Source organism: Sporocytophaga sp. (assembly GCF_017745095.1).
GTDB lineage: Bacteria > Bacteroidota > Bacteroidia > Cytophagales > Cytophagaceae > Sporocytophaga.
Map to the genome: position 1 here is coordinate 95,690 of NZ_JAGHZZ010000003.1, position 23,599 is coordinate 119,288.

General features: G+C 33.8%; 23 protein-coding genes. 12 read left to right on the plus strand and 11 right to left on the minus strand.

Annotated features, from left to right (window positions below; translation table 11 throughout):
• Positions 1–37 precede the first annotated feature (37 nt).
• The 9 genes from rsfS (at position 38) to J7604_RS05625 (ending at position 6,725) form a co-directional block, all read left to right on the plus strand.
• Positions 38–406, plus strand: a complete 369-nt coding sequence (rsfS, locus tag J7604_RS05585) for a ribosome silencing factor (protein WP_028981525.1) — start codon at positions 38–40, stop codon at positions 404–406.
• Between the two features lie 24 nt (positions 407–430).
• Positions 431–2,536, plus strand: a complete 2,106-nt coding sequence (ftsH, locus tag J7604_RS05590) for an ATP-dependent zinc metalloprotease FtsH (RefSeq protein ID WP_293892338.1) — start codon at positions 431–433, stop codon at positions 2,534–2,536.
• A complete protein-coding gene (locus J7604_RS05595) occupies positions 2,536–3,165 on the plus strand; it encodes an LUD domain-containing protein (RefSeq protein ID WP_293892342.1) in 630 nt (209 codons plus the stop codon). Before ftsH ends, J7604_RS05595 begins: the two co-directional genes overlap by 1 nt.
• Positions 3,149–3,919 carry a UDP-2,3-diacylglucosamine diphosphatase gene (locus J7604_RS05600; RefSeq protein ID WP_293892345.1) on the plus strand — a complete coding sequence of 257 codons (771 nt, stop codon included), beginning with the start codon at positions 3,149–3,151 and terminating at the stop codon, positions 3,917–3,919. The genes J7604_RS05595 and J7604_RS05600 overlap by 17 nt, the downstream gene beginning before the upstream one ends.
• Complete coding sequence (locus J7604_RS05605) at positions 3,870–4,730, plus strand: hypothetical protein (protein ID WP_293892349.1); 861 nt, start codon at positions 3,870–3,872, stop codon at positions 4,728–4,730. Before J7604_RS05600 ends, J7604_RS05605 begins: the two co-directional genes overlap by 50 nt.
• A 96-nt stretch (positions 4,731–4,826) precedes the next feature.
• The gene (locus J7604_RS05610; RefSeq protein ID WP_293892352.1) at positions 4,827–5,288 is read left to right on the plus strand and encodes a hypothetical protein; all 462 of its coding nucleotides are present in this window, start codon (positions 4,827–4,829) and stop codon (positions 5,286–5,288) included.
• A 5-nt stretch (positions 5,289–5,293) separates the two neighbouring features.
• A complete protein-coding gene (locus tag J7604_RS05615; protein WP_293892355.1) occupies positions 5,294–5,536 on the plus strand; it encodes a hypothetical protein in 243 nt (80 codons plus the stop codon).
• An 18-nt stretch (positions 5,537–5,554) separates the two neighbouring features.
• The gene (locus J7604_RS05620; protein WP_293892358.1) at positions 5,555–5,815 is read left to right on the plus strand and encodes a hypothetical protein; all 261 of its coding nucleotides are present in this window, start codon (positions 5,555–5,557) and stop codon (positions 5,813–5,815) included.
• 193 nt (positions 5,816–6,008) lie between these two features.
• Positions 6,009–6,725, plus strand: coding sequence for a hypothetical protein (locus J7604_RS05625; RefSeq protein WP_293892361.1), 717 nt, complete (start codon positions 6,009–6,011; stop codon positions 6,723–6,725).
• 22 nt (positions 6,726–6,747) lie between these two features.
• Here J7604_RS05625 and ruvX read toward each other — a convergent pair whose 3' ends face one another.
• Positions 6,748–7,164: a Holliday junction resolvase RuvX gene (gene ruvX, locus J7604_RS05630; RefSeq protein WP_293892364.1), complete on the minus strand. Its 417-nt coding sequence runs from the start codon at positions 7,162–7,164 to the stop codon at positions 6,748–6,750.
• A 12-nt stretch (positions 7,165–7,176) separates the two neighbouring features.
• Positions 7,177–8,568: a hypothetical protein gene (locus J7604_RS05635; RefSeq protein ID WP_293892367.1), complete on the minus strand. Its 1,392-nt coding sequence runs from the start codon at positions 8,566–8,568 to the stop codon at positions 7,177–7,179.
• 420 nt (positions 8,569–8,988) lie between these two features.
• Between J7604_RS05635 and J7604_RS05640 the strand changes: the two genes are divergently transcribed.
• The gene (locus tag J7604_RS05640) at positions 8,989–10,626 is read left to right on the plus strand and encodes a S41 family peptidase (RefSeq protein ID WP_367113551.1); all 1,638 of its coding nucleotides are present in this window, start codon (positions 8,989–8,991) and stop codon (positions 10,624–10,626) included.
• A gap of 239 nt (positions 10,627–10,865) precedes the next feature.
• On the opposite strand, the gene J7604_RS05645 is transcribed toward J7604_RS05640, so the two are convergent.
• Positions 10,866–12,068, minus strand: a complete 1,203-nt coding sequence (locus J7604_RS05645; RefSeq protein ID WP_293892370.1) for a serine hydrolase — start codon at positions 12,066–12,068, stop codon at positions 10,866–10,868.
• A gap of 192 nt (positions 12,069–12,260) precedes the next feature.
• On the opposite strand from J7604_RS05645, the gene J7604_RS05650 reads away from it, so the two are divergent.
• Together J7604_RS05650 and J7604_RS05655 are read left to right on the plus strand one after the other, a co-directional pair.
• Positions 12,261–13,109, plus strand: coding sequence for a DUF6089 family protein (locus tag J7604_RS05650; protein WP_293892373.1), 849 nt, complete (start codon positions 12,261–12,263; stop codon positions 13,107–13,109).
• 384 nt (positions 13,110–13,493) lie between these two features.
• Positions 13,494–13,769 (plus strand): class I SAM-dependent methyltransferase, encoded by a 276-nt coding sequence (locus J7604_RS05655; protein ID WP_367113556.1) that lies wholly within the window; start codon positions 13,494–13,496, stop codon positions 13,767–13,769.
• Between the two features lie 103 nt (positions 13,770–13,872).
• Here the strand turns inward: J7604_RS05655 and J7604_RS05660 are convergent, their stop codons facing one another.
• From J7604_RS05660 to J7604_RS05695, 8 genes are all read right to left on the minus strand, one after another.
• Positions 13,873–15,522, minus strand: a complete 1,650-nt coding sequence (locus J7604_RS05660) for a hypothetical protein (RefSeq protein ID WP_293892376.1) — start codon at positions 15,520–15,522, stop codon at positions 13,873–13,875.
• A 6-nt stretch (positions 15,523–15,528) separates the two neighbouring features.
• Positions 15,529–16,920, minus strand: a complete 1,392-nt coding sequence (locus J7604_RS05665) for an undecaprenyl-phosphate glucose phosphotransferase (RefSeq protein ID WP_293892379.1) — start codon at positions 16,918–16,920, stop codon at positions 15,529–15,531.
• A 59-nt stretch (positions 16,921–16,979) separates the two neighbouring features.
• A complete protein-coding gene (locus tag J7604_RS05670; protein ID WP_293892382.1) occupies positions 16,980–18,209 on the minus strand; it encodes a WcaI family glycosyltransferase in 1,230 nt (409 codons plus the stop codon).
• Between the two features lie 450 nt (positions 18,210–18,659).
• A complete protein-coding gene (locus tag J7604_RS05675; RefSeq protein ID WP_293892385.1) occupies positions 18,660–19,799 on the minus strand; it encodes an acyltransferase in 1,140 nt (379 codons plus the stop codon).
• Between the two features lie 67 nt (positions 19,800–19,866).
• On the minus strand, positions 19,867–20,439 hold the full coding sequence (locus J7604_RS05680; protein ID WP_293892388.1) for a putative colanic acid biosynthesis acetyltransferase: 573 nt from the start codon (positions 20,437–20,439) through the stop codon (positions 19,867–19,869).
• A 7-nt stretch (positions 20,440–20,446) separates the two neighbouring features.
• Positions 20,447–21,514 carry an acyltransferase gene (locus tag J7604_RS05685; RefSeq protein ID WP_293892391.1) on the minus strand — a complete coding sequence of 356 codons (1,068 nt, stop codon included), beginning with the start codon at positions 21,512–21,514 and terminating at the stop codon, positions 20,447–20,449.
• A 63-nt stretch (positions 21,515–21,577) separates the two neighbouring features.
• Positions 21,578–22,462 carry a glycosyltransferase family 2 protein gene (locus J7604_RS05690; RefSeq protein WP_293892394.1) on the minus strand — a complete coding sequence of 295 codons (885 nt, stop codon included), beginning with the start codon at positions 22,460–22,462 and terminating at the stop codon, positions 21,578–21,580.
• Between the two features lie 53 nt (positions 22,463–22,515).
• Positions 22,516–23,574 carry an acyltransferase family protein gene (locus J7604_RS05695; RefSeq protein ID WP_367113552.1) on the minus strand — a complete coding sequence of 353 codons (1,059 nt, stop codon included), beginning with the start codon at positions 23,572–23,574 and terminating at the stop codon, positions 22,516–22,518.
• Between the last annotated feature and the right edge of the window lie 25 nt (positions 23,575–23,599).

Below are 23,599 nucleotides of genomic sequence, written 5' to 3' on the forward strand. Positions count from 1 at the left end.
AGATGAACTAAGAATCAAAATTAATTTTAATTTAAGAGTGAAAGAAAAAATAGTTAAAGAAAAAGAAGATCTGAAAGACCTGATAGTATCAGGAATGAAGGAAAAAAAGGCTACTAATATAACAATAATAGATTTAAAAAGTATTAAGAATGCGGTGGCAGATTATTTTATTATCTGTACAGGTGGTTCGGATACACAAATTGATGCAATTGCAGACTCAATAGAAGAAGAAGTTTATAAAGGAATAGCTCAAAATCCATGGCGCAAGGAGGGTAAAACCAACAAAGAGTGGATACTTCTGGATTATGTACAGGTGGTAGCCCACGTTTTTAAGCGCGACAGAAGACAATTTTATGGACTTGAAGAACTTTGGGGAGACGCTAAAATCATTAATATTGAAGATTAATTTAATTTTTTTATAATAAGCAAGATGACTGATAATAAATCCAAGAAGAAGATCATTCCAAAATCACCACAAAAGCCAAATTATCAGATATGGGTTATAATTATCCTCCTGTTGCTGGTATTTGGTATTACCTACTTTAACAAGAACAATTCTGTCATTGAAATTGACAAGAAAAAGTTCGAAGACATGTACCTAAGCCATGATGTAAAAAAGGTAGTGGTTGTAAACGGGAAATATGTAGAGGTATATCTTAAAGATACGGCTCTTGAGAATGAAAAGTATAAAGATAAATTTGCTCAGAGGGGGCCATTTGCCCTTACACAAGGTCCTCATTTTCAATTTCAGATAAGTTCTGCCGAAAAATTTGAGGAAGATCTGGATAAACTTTCAAGTAAGGTTCCGAAAGACCAAAGAGCTGCTTTTGAAGTTGACAATGAAAGATCCGATTTTTCAACCTTCCTTGTAAACTGGGGATTACTATTCCTTATTTTACTAGGTTTCTGGTTCCTTATGAGAAGAATGACCTCTGGAGGTCCTGGAGGACAGATCTTCAATATAGGAAAATCTAAAGCGGCATTGTTTGATGCAGAAAATAAAGTAAAAATTACTTTCGCTGATGTGGCTGGGCTGGAAGAAGGTAAAGAAGAAGTAAAAGAAATTGTAGACTTCCTTAAGAATCCTACAAAATTTACTAAACTAGGAGGTAAAATTCCAAAAGGAGCTCTTTTAATTGGCCCTCCAGGTACAGGTAAAACTTTGCTTGCTAAAGCTGTTGCAGGAGAAGCGGGCGTGCCGTTCTTCTCTCTTTCAGGTTCTGATTTCGTGGAAATGTTTGTCGGAGTTGGAGCAGCAAGGGTTCGTGACTTGTTCAAACAGGCTAAAGAAAAAGCGCCTTGTATCATATTCATAGATGAGATAGACGCTATAGGACGTTCAAGAGGTAGAGGACAGATTCCTGGAGCTAATGATGAAAGAGAAAATACTCTTAACTCGCTCCTTGTTGAAATGGATGGATTTTCTACTGATTCAGGTGTTATCATACTTGCAGCGACGAACCGACCAGATGTCCTTGACTCTGCTCTTTTGAGACCTGGACGTTTCGACAGACAAATAAGCATTGATAAACCAGATATTGTCGGAAGAGAACAAATTTTCAATGTTCATTTAAAACCATTGAAATTATCTAAAGAACTTGATGCGAAAAAGCTGGCAGCTCAAACTCCCGGATTTGCTGGAGCTGAAATAGCAAACGTGTGTAACGAAGCCGCTTTAATTGCAGCAAGAAAAGATAAGCAGGAGATTGACATGAATGATTTTCAGGATGCTATTGACCGTGTTATTGGTGGTCTTGAAAAGAAAAATAAAATTATTTCTCCTGAAGAAAAAAAGATCGTTGCATACCATGAGGCGGGACATGCAGTTGCAGGATGGTTCCTGGAGCATGCAGATCCTTTGGTAAAAGTAAGTATTGTTCCAAGAGGTATAGCAGCCCTTGGATACGCCCAATACCTGCCAAAAGAGCAGTTTCTTTATACAACAGAGCAGTTGTTTGATGAGATGTGTATGACACTTGGAGGAAGAGCTGCAGAGGAAATTGTTTTCGGTAAAATTTCTACCGGTGCATTAAGTGACCTTGAAAGAATCACTAAAATGGCATACAGCATGGTAACCATGTACGGTATGAATAATAAAATCGGGAATATTTCATTCTATGATTCAAAACAAAGCGAATACTCTTTTAACAAGCCATATTCAGAAGCAACTGCTGAAACAATTGATCAGGAAGTAAGGACAATTATCCAAGAAGCTTACGATAGAACCAAACAACTTCTTTTGGATAAAAGAAACGAGCTTGAATTAATTGCTCAGGAACTTCTTAAGAGAGAAATTATTTTCCAAACTGATCTTGAAGTGTTAATCGGAAAAAGACCATTTGAAAGAGAAACAACTTATCAAGCATATACGAATAGAAAAGTATCTGGCGACGGTAGTGTTGATTTGAACACAAATGCATTAAAAAATCTTGAAGATGAACACAAAGCAAAGATTTCAGAGCAGGAAAAAAAGAAAGAATCAGAATCTCAGTCTCCTGAGAAGGTAAAACAAGAAGGAGATCAGCCGAATAATTAATGGGATTCAATTTATCAAAAGACAAAATATTTAATAAAATCAGGAGTGCGAGTTCTACCGTTCAGGGAGCAGCTCGCACTCCTGACTTTTCCTCCCCTATCTATAGTATCAATAATATGGAAGATTGGGGAATATCCTTTGCGGAAAAATTCACTCAGGCTGGAGGTACTTTCATCTATTGCGAATCAACTGTTCATTTTCAAAACGCCCTGGTTAAATTTGTAAAGCAGAAAAAAAACTCTACTTGCTATAGTGCCGAAACTCTTATAAGTGAAATGGCTGGAGATTTTGGAATAAAATGTCAAAGTCAGATCGATAAGCTTACAGATAATAACCTCTTTATATCGAGCTGCGAATCTCTTTTGGCAGAATCGGGGAGTATTATCGTTTCTTCCAATCAACAGCAAATTCAATCTCCACTTTACTTTCATTCCAACATTCATATCATCATTGCATTTGTTGATCAGATCTTACTTTCCCGAAATGATGGAATCAGGCATCTTGAAGAAAAGTATCAGAAAAATTCACCATCTTTGATTTCAATAGTAACAGGATCAAAATCTTCTTCAAATGCAGAGCAACGACCAAAAGAAGTTGTTTTGTTCTTAATTGATGAAACAGATAATTAATTCGCTTTCCCCCGGAAAAAAAATATTTTTCGCTTCCGATTTTCATCTTGGAGTTCCGACAGCAGAGGAAAGCCTTCTTAGAGAAAAGAAAATTGTAGCTTGGTTGGAATCCATCAGAAATGAAGCTCAAGCAATTTATTTATTGGGTGACCTATTCGATTTCTGGTTTGAATACAAGCATGCAATTCCAAAAGGTTTTATCAGAATTCAAGGTAAACTGGCAGAATTATCCGATGCGGGGATTCCCATTTATATTTTTACAGGAAATCATGATATGTGGATATTTGATTACTTCACAGAAGAATTAAATATTCCTGTTTTCCGAAATCCAATAGAGCTTACTGTTTCCGGCAAAGAATTTCTTATAGGACATGGAGATGCGCTGGGCCCTGGTGAAAGAACCTTTAAATTGCTCAGAAAATTCTTTCATAACCCAATGTGTCAGTTTCTTTTCAGCTGGATTCATCCGGATATTGGTATAGGACTTGCAAACTATTTTTCCAAAAGCAGCAGAAACAAAACTCGCAAACATGGAGAGGAATTTCTTGGTGATAAAGAATTTCTTTATCAGTATTGTATTGAACAGGAAAATCTAAAACATAGAGATTATTATATTTTCGGACACAGACATTTGAAGTTAGAGATGAAAGTTGGGTCTAATTCCGTTTATATAAATATTGGAGACTGGATTAACTATTATACCTATGCAGAATTTGACGGAAGGAAACTTGAGCTTAAAGAATTCAAAGGTTAAATTCTTTATTTCCACGATCCTGTTATATTTTTTTGTCCAAAACACATTTGCACAGGAAAGCCATCTCAATTTCCTAAAATCAGTAAAGATCAATACTGCAGTAAAAAAAGTCTCCATCGATACCTATTTCAATTTTTATACAGCTGACGCAAATGGCAATGTTAGCAAATTTGATTCGGAGGGTAATTATTTATTAACCTTTTCTCCTCAGAAAAAAAGTAATGTTACTTTGCTTGAAGCATGGCGAAATGTGAATATCTTCGTCTTCTATAGAAATTTTCAGCAGTTTTTGTTTTTAAATAGATTTCTCACCCCCTCACCCAACACAGATCTAAATCAAGAACTTGTAGGCTTTGCCAGAATCGCAGCACCTTCATCCGACAATAATTTATGGCTGGTGGATGAGACCGATTTTTCTCTGAAAAAATACAATCTTACTTTCCATAAGCTAGATATAAGAAATCCTCTTGAGCTTATTCTTAATCCCCAGAATTATGATCTAACGTTTTTAAGAGAGTATCAGAATTTGCTATTTATAAACGATAAAAACTCTGGAATTTTAATCTTTGACAATATGGGTAATCTGAAAGAGCGAATTTCAGTTAAGGGATTAGATTATTTCAGTTTCATCAAAAACAATCTTTATTATATTCAGGACAACAAGCTTATAATTCTTGATCTTTACACTAAAAAGGCAATGGAAATTGACCTTCCTTCAGAAAAAGCATATAATTTTGTCCTCTTAAGCGAACAAAGAGCTTTTCTTTTCGATCAGGAATCAGTAGACATTTTTTCTTTCTCTCTTCCCTAAAGACGCTACATAACTAACTCAATACCAACACACATCATTTCAATAAAAAACATTTCTTTAGAATCACAACTTAATTTTATAAAAAGGAGGTATGTGATGAGAAGGATATTTTATAGCATGATAATTTTTTCCCTGGTATTGGGATCCTGCAGCTCCAAAGGTAGGTCAAGAGGCAGATCCTATATGAATACAAAAGGTGTAAATAAGGGAAATATCGCAGCTAGTTCACCAACCAAAAAACAACAAGAGACTGAAGAAAGCAATGTTGATTCTGATGGCTATGCATACAGCTTTTCTAGGACTAGAATAAATTTTCAAGGGGCTTCTGGGATGGGTATGGGAGGAAGTTATGCTTCTACCTATTTCGCTGGTGAAGACAAGAAAATTGCAGCAGAAAAGAAACATCCTTCAAAGCCTTCACCAACTGTAAAAAAATCTTATGCTGACACTACTGCATATATACAACAAAGTTATCCAGAGACAGACTCTGCATATAGTAGCAATAAAGACGCTGATACCAGCGCTTATAAGCAGGAATGGCAGCAATATAACTGGTAAAAACTATGAAAAAGATTATAATAGCTCTTTCATTGGCAATGGTAGTTTTCGGATTTGGATGTAAAAGCCAAACTGGTACTGAAAGCTATAGCATCAATACAGAGCGGGAGTTGCCTGAAGGAGCATCTCAAGACACGGAATATAATTATAATAGCGCGAGTCCCGAAGCCGAAAACGGTCCTGTTGAGGGACAGCAGGGGGCACACGGTACCAATGCATGGTTTTTCAATGGGAGAACGAGAGAATAAAATCAAAATAGCAATGAGATGAAAAGGATTTTCAAATCGGGATTGTTTCTGATAGCCTTGGGTACAATCTTTTCTTGTGGCAGAGACTATGAAACCGTCGATGCAGCATTTAAAGATACATTAAAGGTCAATGATGTACCCAATAAAGAGCTTCAGGAAAAAGATCCCGCAAATCTTGTGGATACCAAACCGTCTGCTCCTGGAGCAGCTGAATCAGACACAAAGAAAGCTGATGCTCAGGCTAGCGAAAGCGTTAGTGATAGTAGCGACAAGAAATAAATGTATAAACTATTCTGGTATTTTAATTCGATCCAACATACCAGAATAGTTTTAAAACATTATTTTATCTTAAGGGTAATTTTTATTAAAATGTATTTCCTCTTCTAATCAAAGAGATTTATTCGATAAATTAGTTTACAGACATTTTTATAACAAATTGCAATGCATCTAACTATTTAAAAAGTACGTTAACATGATGGTGAGAAATAGCATTCTAGTTTTGATTTTAGCAATCCTTGCCTCATTATTCAACAACCTGTATTCAGGAACGGGTCACCTGGTGCTGACCAAAAATGAGGTCAGAAAGGAATATAAAAAAGCAGACTATATTTCCAAATATGACAGCCTTATGAAAGAGTTTGGGCAAAACAAAATTTTGCCTCAAGGTTATGAATTGCAGGCATTAATAGCCTTATCTCATTTCCCTGAACTGAAAGGAGTGAAAATTAAATTTGTCATGAAGCCTGCATATATTCCACTTACCTCACAGCCAAACCTCTGGACAATTCTGAGGAAAACTGATCATAGGGAATATTTGGTAATTATTAGTAGTCAGAGCAGTCCAATTATGGATAATATCATCCTCAAAAGTCTGTCATTTAATGCTCAGATAGGAGTTATTGGTCATGAACTCGCTCATACAGCTTTTTACATCAATAAAAGTGGGGAAGAATTAGCATCTGTTGCTCTGGATTATATATTCCCCAATACAAGATCTCAATTTGAAAAAGATACCGACCGCCGGACAATAAGACATGGTTTGGGTTGGCAACTTTATGAGTATGCTGCTTATGTGAGAAGTCTTCCCGAAATGGAAGGTGATAATGACTGGATTGATCAGTATTATATGAGCCCAAAAAGAATTCTGGATTATATGGCATTATTACCAGAATATTCTCTTCACCAATAAATCTCCAGCTTAATAAAATTTGTTACCTTCTTTGTTGCTCAAGGAATGATTGTAAAATAATAGTAGCGCTTATTTTATCTATATTGCCTTTCTCTCTCCTATCCTTCTTTTTCATTCCTCCGGCAATCATAGCATCTAAAGCCATGGAACTCGTAAATCTTTCATCCACAAAGTGAATAGGAATTGAAGGTAGAGCTTTAATTAATTTCTCTGAAAAAGCTTTTACATATTTTGCATTTTCAGAGTCATTATTATCTAGGGTCTTGGGCATACCAACTACGAAGGTTTCAACATCTTCTTTACTGCAATATGCTTTTAAAAAATCAAGAGCCTTGGATTCTTCAATTGTATCAAGTGCTGTTGCTATAATTTTTAATGGATCTGTTACAGCTAGTCCCACTCGCCTTCTTCCATAATCAATAGCTAGAATTCTACCCATATTCTTATATCATTAATATTCATATACCCAGATATCAGCCCAATTACGGTTTACTTCTGGATTGTGATGAAATGCCGTCACCTTTTTAGGGTTTCGTTTTAAAAGAAAAGGTCCTTCACCTATAGTTATGACTTTTCCCATTTTTAGTCTACCTATCTTTTCCTTGTCCAACTCCACACTATAAAACTTCCCTTTCACCTTTTGAGCCTCGAGGTAGTAATTGATCGACTGAACAGAAATAAGATTCAGGGAATCATTTTTACCATCTTCTATCTCATCTACATACATTTTTGCCTGAGCAAGAGCAGTGGGATTCATATGTTGAACCACAAGGTAAACAGTAATGCTAATATTTGTAAACAGAAAAACCAGAACCATTAGTTTTGCTGATAGATAATTATAGTTTACTATGAAATAAATAATACCATAAGAAATCGTAATCAGAAAAAAAGGGATAAGAGGCAAAACATCTACCGATCCATGATATTGATTTGGAAAGATAATAGCCCAGATTCCATATAGCCCCAAGGTGCCCGAAATGACGTAGTTTTTGGCTTTTGGATAGTCAAAACTTAATAAAATGATGATTCCAAAAAAAGTACAGAAAAGAATTCCTACAGAAATGATGAGCGTAAACGGGCTACTGTCAATCCAAAAGCCTCCCAATCCATCTCTCCAAAGATGTTCTACAAAACTAAATATTTGAGTTACTTTAAAATTCGTTAACCCGAATATGAAATAGTTTTTTGTGTAATCAGTGGAAAGATTAATAAAATCTGTCCACCCCGTAGCAATAATAACTGGCATTAACCATAGCAACACCCCTATTATAAAGTACCCCAAACAAGGAATGAATTTATTATTACTAATAAAAGCATACACTAGAGGAACTATCAAAAATGGGAAGTAACCCAATTTAATACCTAACACCAATCCAGCAGCAAAGCATCCTTTGTAAACCTGCTTTATTTGATAGTGATCTGGAACGAGGTAGTAAAAACATGCCATCAATCCGGCCACGGCCAAGACATCTGGGAGATACCTGTTACTTGCAAGCCAGATTGCCTGACTAAAGAATATTAACAATGCTGTAAGGCTACCTTCTAAAGACACTAAAGGAACTTGAAGAACATTTAAGGTAAAATAAATAAGTAAAAAAAGCCCAAATGCACCAATCACGGAAAAAGCGACCGGCATGTTACCTGTAATAAGATATGTAACCTTGGTAATTGCAACAAACAAAGGGGCTCCTGCATAATCAGCCTGAGAAAGCGCCCAATCAAAATCCATGACATTTAAAGCATAATGAAGATTTTCTACATCTTCCACATAGTAAAGTGATGTGAGAATCCTGCTAATCAAGCACAGCAAAAGAAGGATAATATTTGGAATATAAATTCTCAAAAATAAAAATATTATATATTATTATATTACAATTTTTTCCAAAACTAAGCAAATTAAATACATCATTTGTAACGATAAGTATAAATTATTTGCTGATAAACAGAAATAAAAACAAGCTTAATTTGCTTAATTCTGAATGATTAATATGAATGAACCTTTATACTCAAAGAGAGAGTATTATTCGGAGGATATTCAACAAAGGTTGTATTAAACTCATTTTAATAAATTATCTACAATCCTTTTTTTTAATCCAGCTTTCTATTCCATATATTAACCTTTACATTTCATCAGTTTGAATAATAGTTAGGGAGAAAGATTCAACAAACTGCAAGAATTTATGATTTGAATATCTTAAATTAATAACTTTACAAGCGATAATTGGTTATAGAATGTACAACAAATAGTTAAATTTTTTTACACGTGACTCAAAAAACGAATCCAAGAAAATACTACAAATTCCCAATTTTTCTGGCTCTAGCTGTGATTTGTGGAATCTTTATCGGTGCTGTCATGAACAGCGACGGAAGCAAGAATAATATTACTCAAAGCTTTAAAAGGTATTATGAAATTCTCAATTATGTGGAAAATGATTATGTTGATACGGTCAACATGGATGAGCTGGTAGATTTTTCCATAGTAAAAATGCTGGAAAAATTGGATCCACACACAGCATATATTCCAAAAAAAGATATCGACATTGCCAGATCTCAGCTAGAAGGTGATTTCGAAGGGATCGGGATTGAATTTAATATTATCAAAGACACTATCTACGTTGTCGCTCCCATTAGTGGCGGACCATCTGAAGCTGTTGGACTAATGGCTGGAGACAAAATAGTAAAAGTCGATGATAAATCAGTTGCCGGAGCTGGCATCACCAATGGTGATGTGTTCAGCAAGCTCAGAGGCCCTAAAGGAACTAAAGTGAAAGTAACGATTGTAAGAAAAAATGCCAAAAAACCTCTGGATTTTGTGATTACTCGTGATAAAATACCTACTTATTCTGTAGATGTATCTTATATGGTTGATCAGACAACAGGTTACATCAAAGTCAGTAGATTTTCTGCAAATACTTATACAGAATTCAAACAAGCGCTTACTGGCTTAAAAGCCAAAGGTATGAAACAGCTGATTATAGACCTGAAAGATAACCCTGGAGGTTACATGGACAGGGCTACAAGAATTGTAGATGAGCTTTTGGATGATAGAAAACTGATTGTTTATACAGATGGAAAGGATCCTCGCTATGACTCCAGGATAGAAGCTTATATGAATGGTGATTTTGAAAAAGGTCCTGTTATTGTATTGATAAATGAAGGTAGTGCCTCTGCTTCAGAAATCGTTTCTGGCGCATTGCAAGATAACGACAGAGCTCTTATTGTAGGCAGAAGATCATTTGGAAAAGGATTGGTTCAAATGCCTATCCCACTGAGTGATGGATCAGAACTAAGACTGACAATTTCCAGGTATTATACACCAAGCGGCAGAAGTATTCAGAAGCCATATGATAAAAATAATACTGATGATTATAGCTCCGATCTTCTGAAAAGATACCAACATGGAGAATTTTTCCATGCAGACAGTATTAAATTCAATGACTCATTAAAGTATAAGACTACGAAAGGTAGATACGTTTATGGAGGCGGAGGCATCATGCCTGATATTTTTGTTCCAAGAGATACTACAGCATTTACCACCTATCTTGTAGAGCTTTTTAACAAGAATATTATCAGAGAATATACTCTTGACTACTATTCAAACAATAAAGAGGAACTTCAGAAAATGACTTTTGAAGAATTTAAAAAGACTTTCACAGTCACCGACAAAATGCTGAAAGAAGTAGTTGATCTGGCTACAAGGTCAGGAGTGAAATTCAAAGAAAGCGACTTTAATAAATCTAAGAATATGCTTAAAAATAATATCAAAGCATATATTGGAAGAAGCGTTTGGGGCAATAGTGGATTCTACCCAATCATCAATGAAACTGATGAAATTTATCTTTCCGCATTGAAACAATGGGATAAGGCAAAAGAAATTGAATTAGGGAAAAAGAAGAAATAAAAGTTGAAAGCTCAAAGTTAAAAAGTAAAAGGACCGTGCGATCGGTCCTTTTTTTGTATTTGGTCATTTTGTATATTATAATTCACCCCAATAATATCTTTTGTTCAACTTGTAGCAATGATTAACTTAACTAAGTTCAGTTCTCTGAAAGTATTACTCAAAGAAAAAGGTTGCCTATACTTAAGCAACCTTTTTCTTTTAAAGCACTTTTCACTTGGAAAATCAAACCTGTAAATATTTTAAAATTCCGGTTCAAAACCTCTGTCCTGATAAAGGATCGAAATTATCTGCTGGGCAAGGTATTTCACCCTTCGGCTGCTGGTATTATTTAAAATAACAATACAATTATTATCCTTTGTAAATCTGATAATGCAAGTATTAGCTCCCCTCCAGTGTCCAAAATGATAGACGATGTCCGGCTCATTTTTAACTTTTCTCCATCCAAACCCATAATTTATACGCTTACCATTAGTCAGCACAGAATAATCGAATGCTTTTTTTATTGTAGAATCAGCCACCAGAATGTTTTTTGCCAAGGCACGGTCCCATTTAAAAAGGTCAATTGCTGAGGAATAGATTCCTTTTTCACCAACCATTCCATTTCTGAGATCATTTTCATCTGAACTATGTCCGCCCCTGTAAGGACCATAGATTCTTACCCTATTTCTGATTTTACCCTCATCATTAATATTATATACATGAGAATTATTCATTCCCAAAGCCTTAAAAATTCTATCTTCTATGAATGATTCATAAGATTGCTTGGAGACTCTTTCTATAATTTCAGCCAGAAGTACATAATTGCTGTTATTATATGAGAATCTACTCCCGGGTCTGAATTGCACCGGTGGATGAAAATTTTTATATATGTAAATCAAATCTTTGTTTTTGGCAATTTCGCAGCTATCCCAATAACAGAAAAAATTAGGAAGATAATTGAGAATATTAGGCACTCCGGAACTATGATTCAACAAGTTTCTGACTTTAATATCCTTGTAAGGAATTTCGGGTAGGTACTTTTGAATGTCATCATCTAAAGAAATTTTCTTTTCTTCACTCAACATCATTATTCCCATCGCAGTGAACTGCTTCGAAACAGATGCGAGGTGAAAGGAAGCACTGTCAGAAAGAGGAGTTTTTTTTCTCCAATCAGAAAATCCATAAAAATTATCATAGATGATTTTCCCATCTTCGGAAACTAGGACACATCCATTAAACTGTTTTGACCGTCCCAGTTTTTGAACAAGGTCTTCTATTTTGGCGGATTTTGTTTTTTGTGACTGCGACAGGTTTACTTTAAGAGTATAATAATTCTCTGCAATTTTTACATTATTAGAAATATCACTTTTTTTATTTAAAAAGGACAATTGCCCCTGTGGTCCCTTCGAGTCACATCCACCCAAAAACAATGTAACCAACAGTAAATAAAGGAGTTTTCTCATAAATACTTTTGAAGTGTTAACAAAATCTGCGAAAATCCGTATATGATTTTGCTTTTATCGTGTCTCTTTTAAGAAATATTTAACCAAAACGGTTTAAATTGGTTTTTAATTCAAATATGTTATTAAAAATTGATTATTATTATTAATTTTAAACTGGAAAAGAATTTTCAGTTTTTTGATCTTTAAGACAAAATGAAATCAAGGAAAAAACTTTACATTTTTACAATATTTTGTTTATTGTTTTCCCACTTGGGTTTCTCTCAGGCAAGACATAACCGACTGGTAAACAGGTCTGGATATTTAATGCAGGAGAAGCTTAGCGTTACAGCCCAGCTGGGTCTTTCATCTTACTATGGTGATTTGTGTGATAAGTTTGATTGTATGCAATTCCGACCTAATTTCGGAATCGGCATGGCTTACAGGTTTAATCCCAACATATATGGAAGAGCGGAAATAAACTATGTAAGATTAGCATCAAATGATGTGCATAAGGAAAGAAATCTTGATTTCAGATCCGGAAATTTGGAAGCATATGTTGCAGGAGTATATGACTACTATCCATATACCAAACATTTCAGACGTAGAAAACTTATAAATCCTTACGCATTCTTAGGAGTAGGAATTACTTACTTCAACCCTTACGGTTCACTGAATGGGCAATGGTATAAACTTAGACCTTTGCATACAGAAGGTAAATCATATAGCCCGGTCACAGCAATCATCCCAGTGGGAGTAGGTTTTAGAATTAAGTATACAAGACAATTAGAGTTTATGGTTGAAGGTGGTTACAGGTTCACTTTCACAGATTATCTGGATGACGCAAGTTCTTATAAATTCTTGGATGACAGCCAATTTACAAATCCTGTAGCCAGAGATATTTCGAACAAGATAAAATCAGGAGAAACTCAAAATTTCCAGAGAGGTAATCCGAAAAGAAATGATGGATATTTTGTATTTCAGGTAAAAGCAAGATACACCTTTGTATCCAATATCAATAACTTTAGAGGCAGAAGCCCAAGATTCTTAAGAAAGACATACTAGTAGATTGTGATTACAATCAATTAATTCCTAAAAGCCCCAAAATAATTTTTGGGGCTTTTTAATTTAAAATTAAATTAATATTTCATTTAAAATCCTTCTGCTGAACAGAAGAATTTTAAATGATCTTAAAACAATAAGTATTCTATCACTTTTCTGCCTGTTGGAGAATACTCTCGCTTAACGATAGTATTATTCCTATTTTTTCATTTTAAAACACATAAATCAGGCCTTTTTTTTCATTTTTCCAATTGAGAGTTAGTCCCTACTTTATAAATAATTCATTAAATCAAGTCAACTTTTAATAAAACAATATGAACGATTACCTGGATTTTATTCAATTGCAGTACTTCAGCTGCTTATTCAACAAATTACATCTTACCAAAAATCATTGACCTTCTTGATAAAAAAAACAAATGCATATTGGATCTTGGCTGTGGCAATGGCTTGATGACAAAAGCTATTCGGGAAATGGGATATGATATTTATGGAATTGATGCTTCTGAAACAAGTATAAACATTGCCTTTAAAAACCATCCAAAGTTTTTTTTTCAGCATATTTCAGACAACAATCTTCCAGTTGAAATTATAGATAAGAAATTTGACACAATTATCTCTACGCAAGTGATACAATTGGTACATACTTATCGAATGCGGATATAAAGTAAAAAAATATTCAGGGGGCAGGGACGTTTTCCCTATTTTTGGAAATCAATGATTGTTGAAGGTGAACTAAACAAGAAACCTTGATTATTTCTGATAATAGTTAAAAGTCATAATAAAAATTCTGCAAATTGGTAGAAAAACCAACTGAATAATAGTGAGTCATACTGTTTGGATCTCCATAACCAGTTATTATCCTGTTAACATAGCTGAATGTTAATCGCATGTTGGTTTTAGGATTTATCAAATAACCAGCTTTAAACTCCAGATAATGCAGGTTATTTTTAGGACCTTGTGCCGGATGTTTTGCATAAGGGAATTGGTAATTCACTCCATTGTAAATTCCTCCATAATCTGGAATAAAAATATTCTTGCCATAACTCACATTCCCAGTGTCTACTCCATATTGAGTATAGATATACTTTAATTCAATAAAAAATCTCCTATATCGATAATCAACAATTGTCACTAACTCTTTAAAATTAGCACCAAGAGGATGTGCAAGGGCTTGATTATAATGGCTGTAATTCTGTTCTATTGTCCGATGAGAATAAGTATATGGCATTACTACATTGTATTCTCCCTGAAGTGCTAGATTCTTAATATTTAAAGGATCAAAGACCCTTGTGCCTATCTGATATCCATATTTCTGTTGGTACCTATAATCTTTATTCTTGAATTCATCCAGTTTAAAATCATCAAGAATAAATTGTCCGTAGAAATACCATTTACTGTTTATCTTATATTTCAGATTTAACCCCATTAAAGCATTGTCTGAGCTTCCCTGTGAAAACTCAACGGATCTATAAAATATTATCGGATTAAGATAAGCCAAATCATATCCCCTTTTCGAGGTTGAATCGCCTCCCGGCCAGATAATACTTTCAAAAAGACCGACTGTCAATGACTTTCCAATATCAATGCTTAGAAAATGAAATGTCCCGAATTTTTTGGGATATCCAGTTCCTTTACCATTCACAACTAACTGGCTTCCCCTTATATCCTGGAATTGTGTAAAAAGATTCACATATTTAATCTTCCATACAGATGTGGTGACTTTTAAAAATGGATAAGCAAAAGAATTATCCGATAGCAACAGAGACCTATAACCATCTCCAATAAAATTCTTTCCCTGCCCAAACTGAAAATTAAAGTATCTGCTCGGTGTATAAGTAACCCAACCATAGGCCATATTAAAGTCATAAGCTCTTGATAATTCCCCTGGTTTAAATGGTTTTGACTCTCCCTGACCCGGCACTACTTTATATTCTGTGATAAATGTGTCAATGTAAGGCGAAAAAGTTGCCTGATTTTCATAATAAGAAGTATAAAAGGACACTTTCTTTCCTATTGATCCAAATACCTGAATTCCACGCGTATTAGTATAGACCTTTTTCCCGGAAACAGTTTCTCTTCCTAAATCTACGTTTAACAATGGATCTGCATGTAGGACTAAACCTGCAGTATCAACATTTACAAGATGTCTGTTCAGCAAATTATCCGCTATTCGACCCATCAGTCTTTTCCTGGATATATTAAACGGTCTAAAATCATACAACGAATCTATATTGATAAGGGTATCAAGCTCCGCAGAATTATACGGTTTTATTGCAGTATGAAATTCAATTTTCTTTTGAGCTAGAGCTCTGTCATAAGGTAGAAGGAATTCTCTATTAAGAGGCAAAAAATCTTGAGCATGCAAATGTTCCACAAAAAAAATAAACACTATAAACAGGGATCTCCAATAGTTCATATCAATTTATTTGGCATTTTCTTCGCCTCTTATCATATTAAATACAGTAAGAAAGATTATTTGGAGATCAAGCAACAGACTCCAGTTTTCAATATACCAGACATCGTATTTCACTCTTCTGATCATTTTTCTAGGGTCCTCAGTTTGTCCACGAAGACCACTTACTTGAGCCCAACCTGTGATTCCCGGCTTCACAAGGTGCCTTACCATAAATCTGTCTACTATTTTCGAATACTCTTGAGTGTGTTTAAGCATATGAGGTCTTGGACCTACTACTGACATATTACCAATGAAAACATTAAAGAACTGGGGCAATTCATCAAGATTGGTTTTCCTCATAAACTTCCCGATTTTAGTAACACGAGGATCTTCTGCTGTTGCTTGTTTAGAGTCAGCCTCTTGATTTACTTTCATAGATCGGAACTTATAGCAAGGAAATACCTGATTATTCTTTCCAGATCTTTTCTGAATAAAGAAAATAGGCCCCTTCGAACTGAGCTTAATAAGTATAACAAAAAGAGGGAACAACCATGAAAAGAGGAATACAATCACAAATAGAGAAAAGAGGATATCAAAAGTCCTTTTAACAAACCTGTTCAGGACATTTTCTAAAGGCTCTTTTCTGATAGTTAAAATAGGCACTGAATTGTAAAATTCCAGATTAACCTTCTTGCTCAGAAATCCTCTGAAATCCGGTACTATTTTAAATCGAATTAGATTATTGTCAGAAAACTCGGCTAATTCTCTTATCAGCTTTGAAGAGTTTAGGGGAAGTGCACAAAATATTTCGTCTATTTTGAATCGTTTGGCCACTGTTGGTAAATCACTCACTTTGCCGATAATCAGGTTCCGGTGAAGACATTTATCGGGATTATCATCTAAAAATCCAAGAAACCTGTATCCTGCAGAATTTTCAGATCTGAAATAATTAAGCATAGAATTACCTGCTGAACCAGCACCAATAATAATTACATGTCTGAAATTAGCACCTTTTCTCCTATACCTTTTCAGCAAATAATAAAAAACAAGCCTCCAAAATACCATTCCAACAATACAAATTGCATAAGAAAGCAAAAGGTGACTTCGGGAATAGTAATATCCATGAATTATGGCAATAAATGAAAAAATTGTGAGAGCATGAAGGACAAGAGCCTTGAACATATTCCACAAAATCCTTTCTATTCTGGTAAAACGTTCGATATCATATATCCTGAGCAAAAGAACAATTACCAGCCAGAGGAGATTCAAGAGAATAGTTAAAAATACGAAATGGTCATTATACCCAAGGTAATAACGTAATTTCAGATAAAGATAAGAACCCAGAAATCCTGCATTCAGAATCGCCAGATCCCCCAATAAACTTATTAACTTTAAAAACCTACTGTAACCTTTTCTCATTTTGAGCTGCTTGCTCGTTTTATATATATATTGTTGGGGCGAAGATAAAACAAAATTCTTTACGAAAGACCTGAAATTACGTTTTGAAAATCCTTCAGTATCTCATCTTTATTTAGGTATTTCAAGGCATACTTCCTTGCGTTTTCTTTTTTAAGAGTATTTTCTAAAGGGGAATCAATAGCTTTTTCCAATATACTGATCAAATTTCCTATATTTTCAGGCTCTGCGAGCCATCCTGCATTTGTTTCTCCTATCATTTTATGAAGTGAGGAGTTGTCCACAGCCGTCACAATTGCACATCCTCCCGCGGAAAGGATAGACAAAAGCTTTGAAGGCAACAATAAATCCGAAGCAGCTTTTTTCTGTAATACAAGATGAAAATCGGCGATAGCAAGAAATGCGGAGAGCTTTTCATAAGCCTGAATAGGAAGAAAGGTTATATTCTTCAAACGATTCGCTTCTGTTTCTTTCATCAATCGTTCTTTTGCGGCACCCTCTCCCGCCAAAACTATTTTCACTTCTGATCTATCCGCAAATTTCTGAGCTATGGGAATCACAGCTTCTAGTCCTTGCTTTTCACCCATATTTCCGGAATATAAGATGATAATATCTTTCTCCTCAAACCCTAATTCACTCCGCATAGAGTCATTTTTGGGCATAGGTCTGATAAAATCAGTATCCACCCAGTTCGGAAGCATGATATATTTTCCTGCATCGATTCCCTTCCCGAGAATTTTCATTTTCATTCCATCGCTTATTGAGGAAACGTAATCGGCCTTTCTGAGGAAAAACTTCTCCATGTACTCAAGTACATTTAATAAACGGTCATTTTTAATCAAGCCAAGGTCTCTGGCTGCATCTACCTGTAGATCCTGAATATGAAATACCCATTTCGTCTTATGAAATCTTGAGTATATATATGGCCAAGCCCCAATGATCAATGGTGGATAGGGAGATATTACAAGATCATATTTTCTAAACAGGGATTTAAACCACCAGATTGAAGAGGATAATAAGAAGGAAAATTCGTGAGCAATTCTAGTTGTCCCCGTCACTTTCTCCGGAACATAAAAAACAGTTCTTCTGACTTTTACTTTATTAATCGTTTCGGTAAACCACCATCTGCCCTGATAAGCTTTTCTGATCTTCCATTCCGGGTAATAAGGCATGGAAGTAATCACCTCTACTTCGTGACCATGTTCAGCAAGCCACTCGCACATCTCTCCTGTATATTTACCAATCCCTGTTAACTCAGGTGCATAATTTATTCCAAATACTAAAATTCTCATTAATCTGCTTTATCCGGCCAGTTTAATTCCACCTCAATCACGAAATGGGTTTTCAAGTTATTATTTATTTCAGATATTTTAACGCTAAAAATACTTATTCAATCAGTTAAATCTAAAAATTTATATTAAAGATTATTTAATATAATCAGGTCCCGAAACATCCACGTTTTTTTTCTGAAATATTTGAAAAAAGGCCACTATTTGAAAACTTGAATACTAACTGAAGAAATACTGGGAGTATTATGATTATCTTCCATAAATCATTATCTGAAAAAATCCAAGAACATATTATAATAGAAACAATATATAAAATTAGTATTATTCAAAGCTGGAAATTATAAATACTATTTCTATACTTAATTTGAAGAAGGTAAAGTTTTGATTGCAAGTGTTCTTTCTTGTCCATACCTTCAGCCAAGAAGGGCGGTTATTGAAAGATGATCTTTACATTTATTTACTAACCTTCACAGACATCACATTTGTGTTAGTAGAAAGAAGTCCTTTTTTACGTATTTTTTGCCCAAATGAAATACTTCTTAACTCAATTAATTTATAAAACAAATATGATATTAGAATTATTGTAAGATATGCTAAGGTAACACCTAATACAGTATTTATAATGGGTCCCTCTGTACTAGGTTTATAAAATTGTATTAAACCTTCGAGAATTGGCTGATGAATTAAGTATATACTATAGCTTATCAATCCGATGAATGTCAATACTTTTATAAATAGCCTATTTATTGTAAATCGACTCAAACTCTCATTTTGTAAAAAGGTTTCAATTAGTGCTAAGCACGTAAGTGAAGCAGGAAGTAACATAAAAAAGGATGTAACTTTAAACAGTTTAAAACTTAAAAACAAAGCATAGAATAATAGAAACCATACAAAAGGTTTGTAAAATATTCTTTTTTTATTGTAGTATCTGTCTGCTAGAAATGCCCCAGAACACCAAACAATCCAAAACTTTAAAACAAAAGCAGTGTAGGTTAATGAATTGTATCCCGATACACATCCAAAAATAGATAAAGCTAAATTTAATGATAATACGATAATTGTAGTTTTTGAAGCACTGAAATACTTAAGTAAAACTAAGTATAAAGGGTAGATTAGATATAACTGAAATTCAAGAGCTAAGCTCCAAAAGCTTGGATTTATTGCAAAAAATGTTCTATTACTTAAGTTATGAACAAAAAAAACGTGAGTAATTATATCAAAAAAACCTTTTAATGAGAAATCTTTTTGCATGAAGGAAAAGAAAATAAGAACTAAAAAATATGGAGGATAAATTCTCCAAAACCTTTTACTAAAAAATTCCTTTGCGCTAAAAGAGCTGCCGTTTTTCAAGTAATTTAAATGTATCAAAAAGCCACTTATTACAAGAAAAAGTTCTACACCCATCGCACCTTGTCCTATTGGATTAAAAGTTAAGATAAGCGATTTTATATTATTAATAATTAAAAATCCACTGTCTGAATATGTTTTAGCCTCAAAATTAGGACAAATTATAAGTAAAGTATGATATGATAATACCAATAAGATAGCAATTCCTCTTAATGCATCAATCTTCTCAATGTATAGTTTATTCATTATATTTCAGGTAACTTTGACTTTTTTACTTATTAAACTTTAATCCTCATTTACACCTCGAAGTCCATTATATGATTTCAACAGAAACGTCCTTTCTCTTTTTGATCCTCCTTAAGGGATTGCCTGCAAAAACATATCCGCCTTCTATATTTCTAAATACAGAACTTCTTGCTCCCACCACCGCACCTTTACCAATTGTTACTCCAGGACCAATAAATACATCTGACGCAATCCAGGCTTCATCTTCAACAATAATTTCTTTTGCAAAAATATCAAATGTAGTTTTCTCAAAATCGTGAGAGCCGGTGCACAAATAAGATTTCTGAGAGACTACGGCATTACAACCAATATTAATTTTCCCTAAGCTATAAAGTACTACATCATCTCCTATCCATGAATAATCGCCTATGCATACTTTCCAGGGATACGTTGTTTTTACCGAAGGTCTTATTATGACACCTTTTCCAATTTTTGCACCAAAAACTCTTAGCAAGAAACGTCTCCACCCATATAAAATTTGGGGAGAAGGATTGAAAAATAATGCTTCAACAACCCACCAGATTTGTACAATAATACCAGATCTACCACGAAAATGTGGAGGGACTGAGAAGGTATTTAAATTTTGATAATGCTCCTCCATAATTCAACTAAGAATTGCTCATTTTAACTTTTGCCGTTCTTATTCCAAGCTGGTTGATATATTTTTGAAATTTCATTTCCATCAAATAGGAAAACCCTCCAACAAAAAGTAAAACTATTAGTATCTTAATATAGATCGGAAAGTTTATTGGTAAATATGAAATTCCTTTAACTAATGGATAATGAAAAATATAAATTCCAAACGAAATTGGAGCTATTCGAGAAAAAATCCCAAAAATTAAGTCAAACCCTAGAAATTTAAAATGTTGCCACGTTATGGCAATCACAATAAAAAATATTGAACCTAGAAAATGCCTTAACTCAAGAACCGGATGTAAGCCTATTTGAAGCGAACCAGGATATCTAATAACTGGAATTAAAAGCATTAATGAAACAATGCTTAATCCTATAAGAATAGGACCAATATCTTTATACCTAATGAAGCCTTTGATTAAATATAATTTAGCAAGTTCAGCTCCTGTCCACCAAACTATTAAGTATGTCAAAATTAAAGAAGCCGAATTGGGAAATATAGAATATGATATAAAACCTACCATAGAAATTGCTAATACACCTATAAATTGTCTGGTGATAGAAATTTTTATAATAATCCAAAAAATCATATAAAACCACCATTCATAGCTTAGTGACCACAGGGGTAAATTTCCATAATATGGATCAACCCAAACTCCAGGTTTGCCTGCCGAAAAATCCTGCAAATTAAGTAAGTTACCAATTAAAATTTCACTTTGAGGAGGCAAAATTTTTCCTGAATACATACAACTTGTTATGTATGACAACAACAAAGCTATAATAAATAATGGATAAATTCTTTTGAACCTCTTCACGAAATAACTTTTAAAATCTCTCAGCTGATTCTCCTTGGAAAATATTGAATAATAAATCACGAAACCAGACATCAAAAAAAATAATATTACAGCTTCTTGTCCGAATCTGAATAAATAATTCAAGTAATTCCATTTAAATGGATAAAGCTGATTTATATGATGAAAAACAACATACAATGCAGCCATTCCTCTTATGCTTTCAAGTTTTGCTAATTTTTTATTGGACATTTCAGATTTAGCTATAAGTATTTATTTTCTTTTCAGCTTTAATACCTATCCTGGTCAATATACTTATTTTGGTAGGCTATAATTGTAATTTTTTCTTAGAACTTCTTTTAAATCTTCATTTGCTGACTTCGTCTTAAGCTTAATCTCCAACACTTTGGCATCTATTAAAAAACGAAACCAGAAAGCCTGAAGCACATGAAATACTAATCCTTCTTTTCCATCCAAAAATCCCATCTGAATAAAATACCTGTAGAAAAAATATATAAAGCTTCTCATGAAAAGAGGGGTTTTATGAAATAAATTGTTCTTCATCCACCTCTTTCTCTCTATAGGGCTGCCCCAAAATGATGCCTTTACTTCTCCTCCTTCTTCATTTTGGATTACATCAATAGCTTCCAAAAATGCCCACTTATTATGACTTGCAATGAAATTATTTAAGTTATCAGCTACTTCACTGGTTATATCTTTTCTTTTAATTACCAGAGTCTTCCCATTAACAATAAAATGCTGATCATAGGCTTTGGCTTCACATCCACCTTTTTGAGATCTATAGAGTCTTAGATGATAATTATAATGCGACTTAATCCATCTTTCCATAAAAATTGCCCTTCTGCCAAACATATATCCATCAATCTCCGGAGTGGGCTTAAAGTCATTGATTAACCAACTTCTTAATTCATCTGTTAATCTTTCATCTGCATCAAGATGAAAGACCCAGTCTGTTTTAAATGGATTATTTTCCTGAGCCCAGTTTCTTTGTAAAGAGTAGTTTTCAAAAGGGTGTTGCAGAAAACATACGTTCCTTTCCTTTACAATATCAATAGTCTTATCGTTTGAATATGAATCTACAACCAAGATCTCCCCAGGCAGATCTTTAAGATTGCCCAGAAGCTGTCCTATATTCTTTTCTTCGTTGTACGTTAATATAATAAATGTGATGTTATTCATTATTTTTTAAACTTCTTTCAATTTTCTTCTAATGGCCTAGGCCAAGCTATTGATTATCTATTCCCAGTAATAAGATTATAAAACCGCAGCTGGTACTTTTTAAATAACATAGCAAAAAATAAACTTATTAATATCGTTAAAAATGGAGATAAAAAATAAATAAGTAGGACATTTATCTCTGAAAATCCCAAAATATAGAATAACATCTTTTTTATAATAGTCATGACCGGTTCGTGAAATGCATATATAAAAAAGGAAAAAGAAAACAATTCAAAATACCATTTTGATGAAAACTCAACATTTTGAAGAAACAAATCATAAAGTCCCCATACTGCCACAATGCCTATAAGGTTGGCTACCTTTATAAAAGGGCCGTTTTCCGGCTCCTTGATAACTAAAACTCTAATTATCAAAATAAGAATCCAAATTATTGAAAGTATAATTGATGTCCTTTTAATCCATAATCTATTGACAACAACTTTTTTTATAGCAAGAAATGAACCTAAGGTAAAGAATAATAATGCTTCTCCTGTAATTATGTAAAGATTCTTATTAAGAAAATAAAGAGACAGAATTGGCACTAAAATTAAATAGGATAACTTATTGATGGTTAATTGAATGATTGGAGTTAGTAAAACTAAAAAAATTAAATTTTGCATAAACCACAGCTGGTAAGGTAATGGATTAACAAACAATTTTAATATTATTTCATAACCTGATAGCTGCCTGATTGGCTGATTTCTAAAAAACTGGCTCGAATATGGCATAGACTGTAATCCCCAAAAGAACAAAAGCCCCCAAAAAGACCATATCAAATAAGGAATTAGCAAGGTTTTTATGCGCTTATTTAATTTCTGAATGTACAATTCGGATGTTAATGACGTATTGTAAAAAAACAGAAAACCAGAAATAAGGAAAAATATTGGTACTGAGATTCTGGCAAGCCCTCCAGAAATAAACCCTTGTACAAAAGTATTATATTGGTTAGTAGAAACTAAAGAGGATGAATTAAATTTAAGAACAAGGTTATAACTATGTATAAAAACTACCATAATCATAGCCCAAAATGAAATAACCTTAATTTTATCACTTGTATAACTTGTAAGTTCCATAATTGCCTTTATCTATATTATAAGG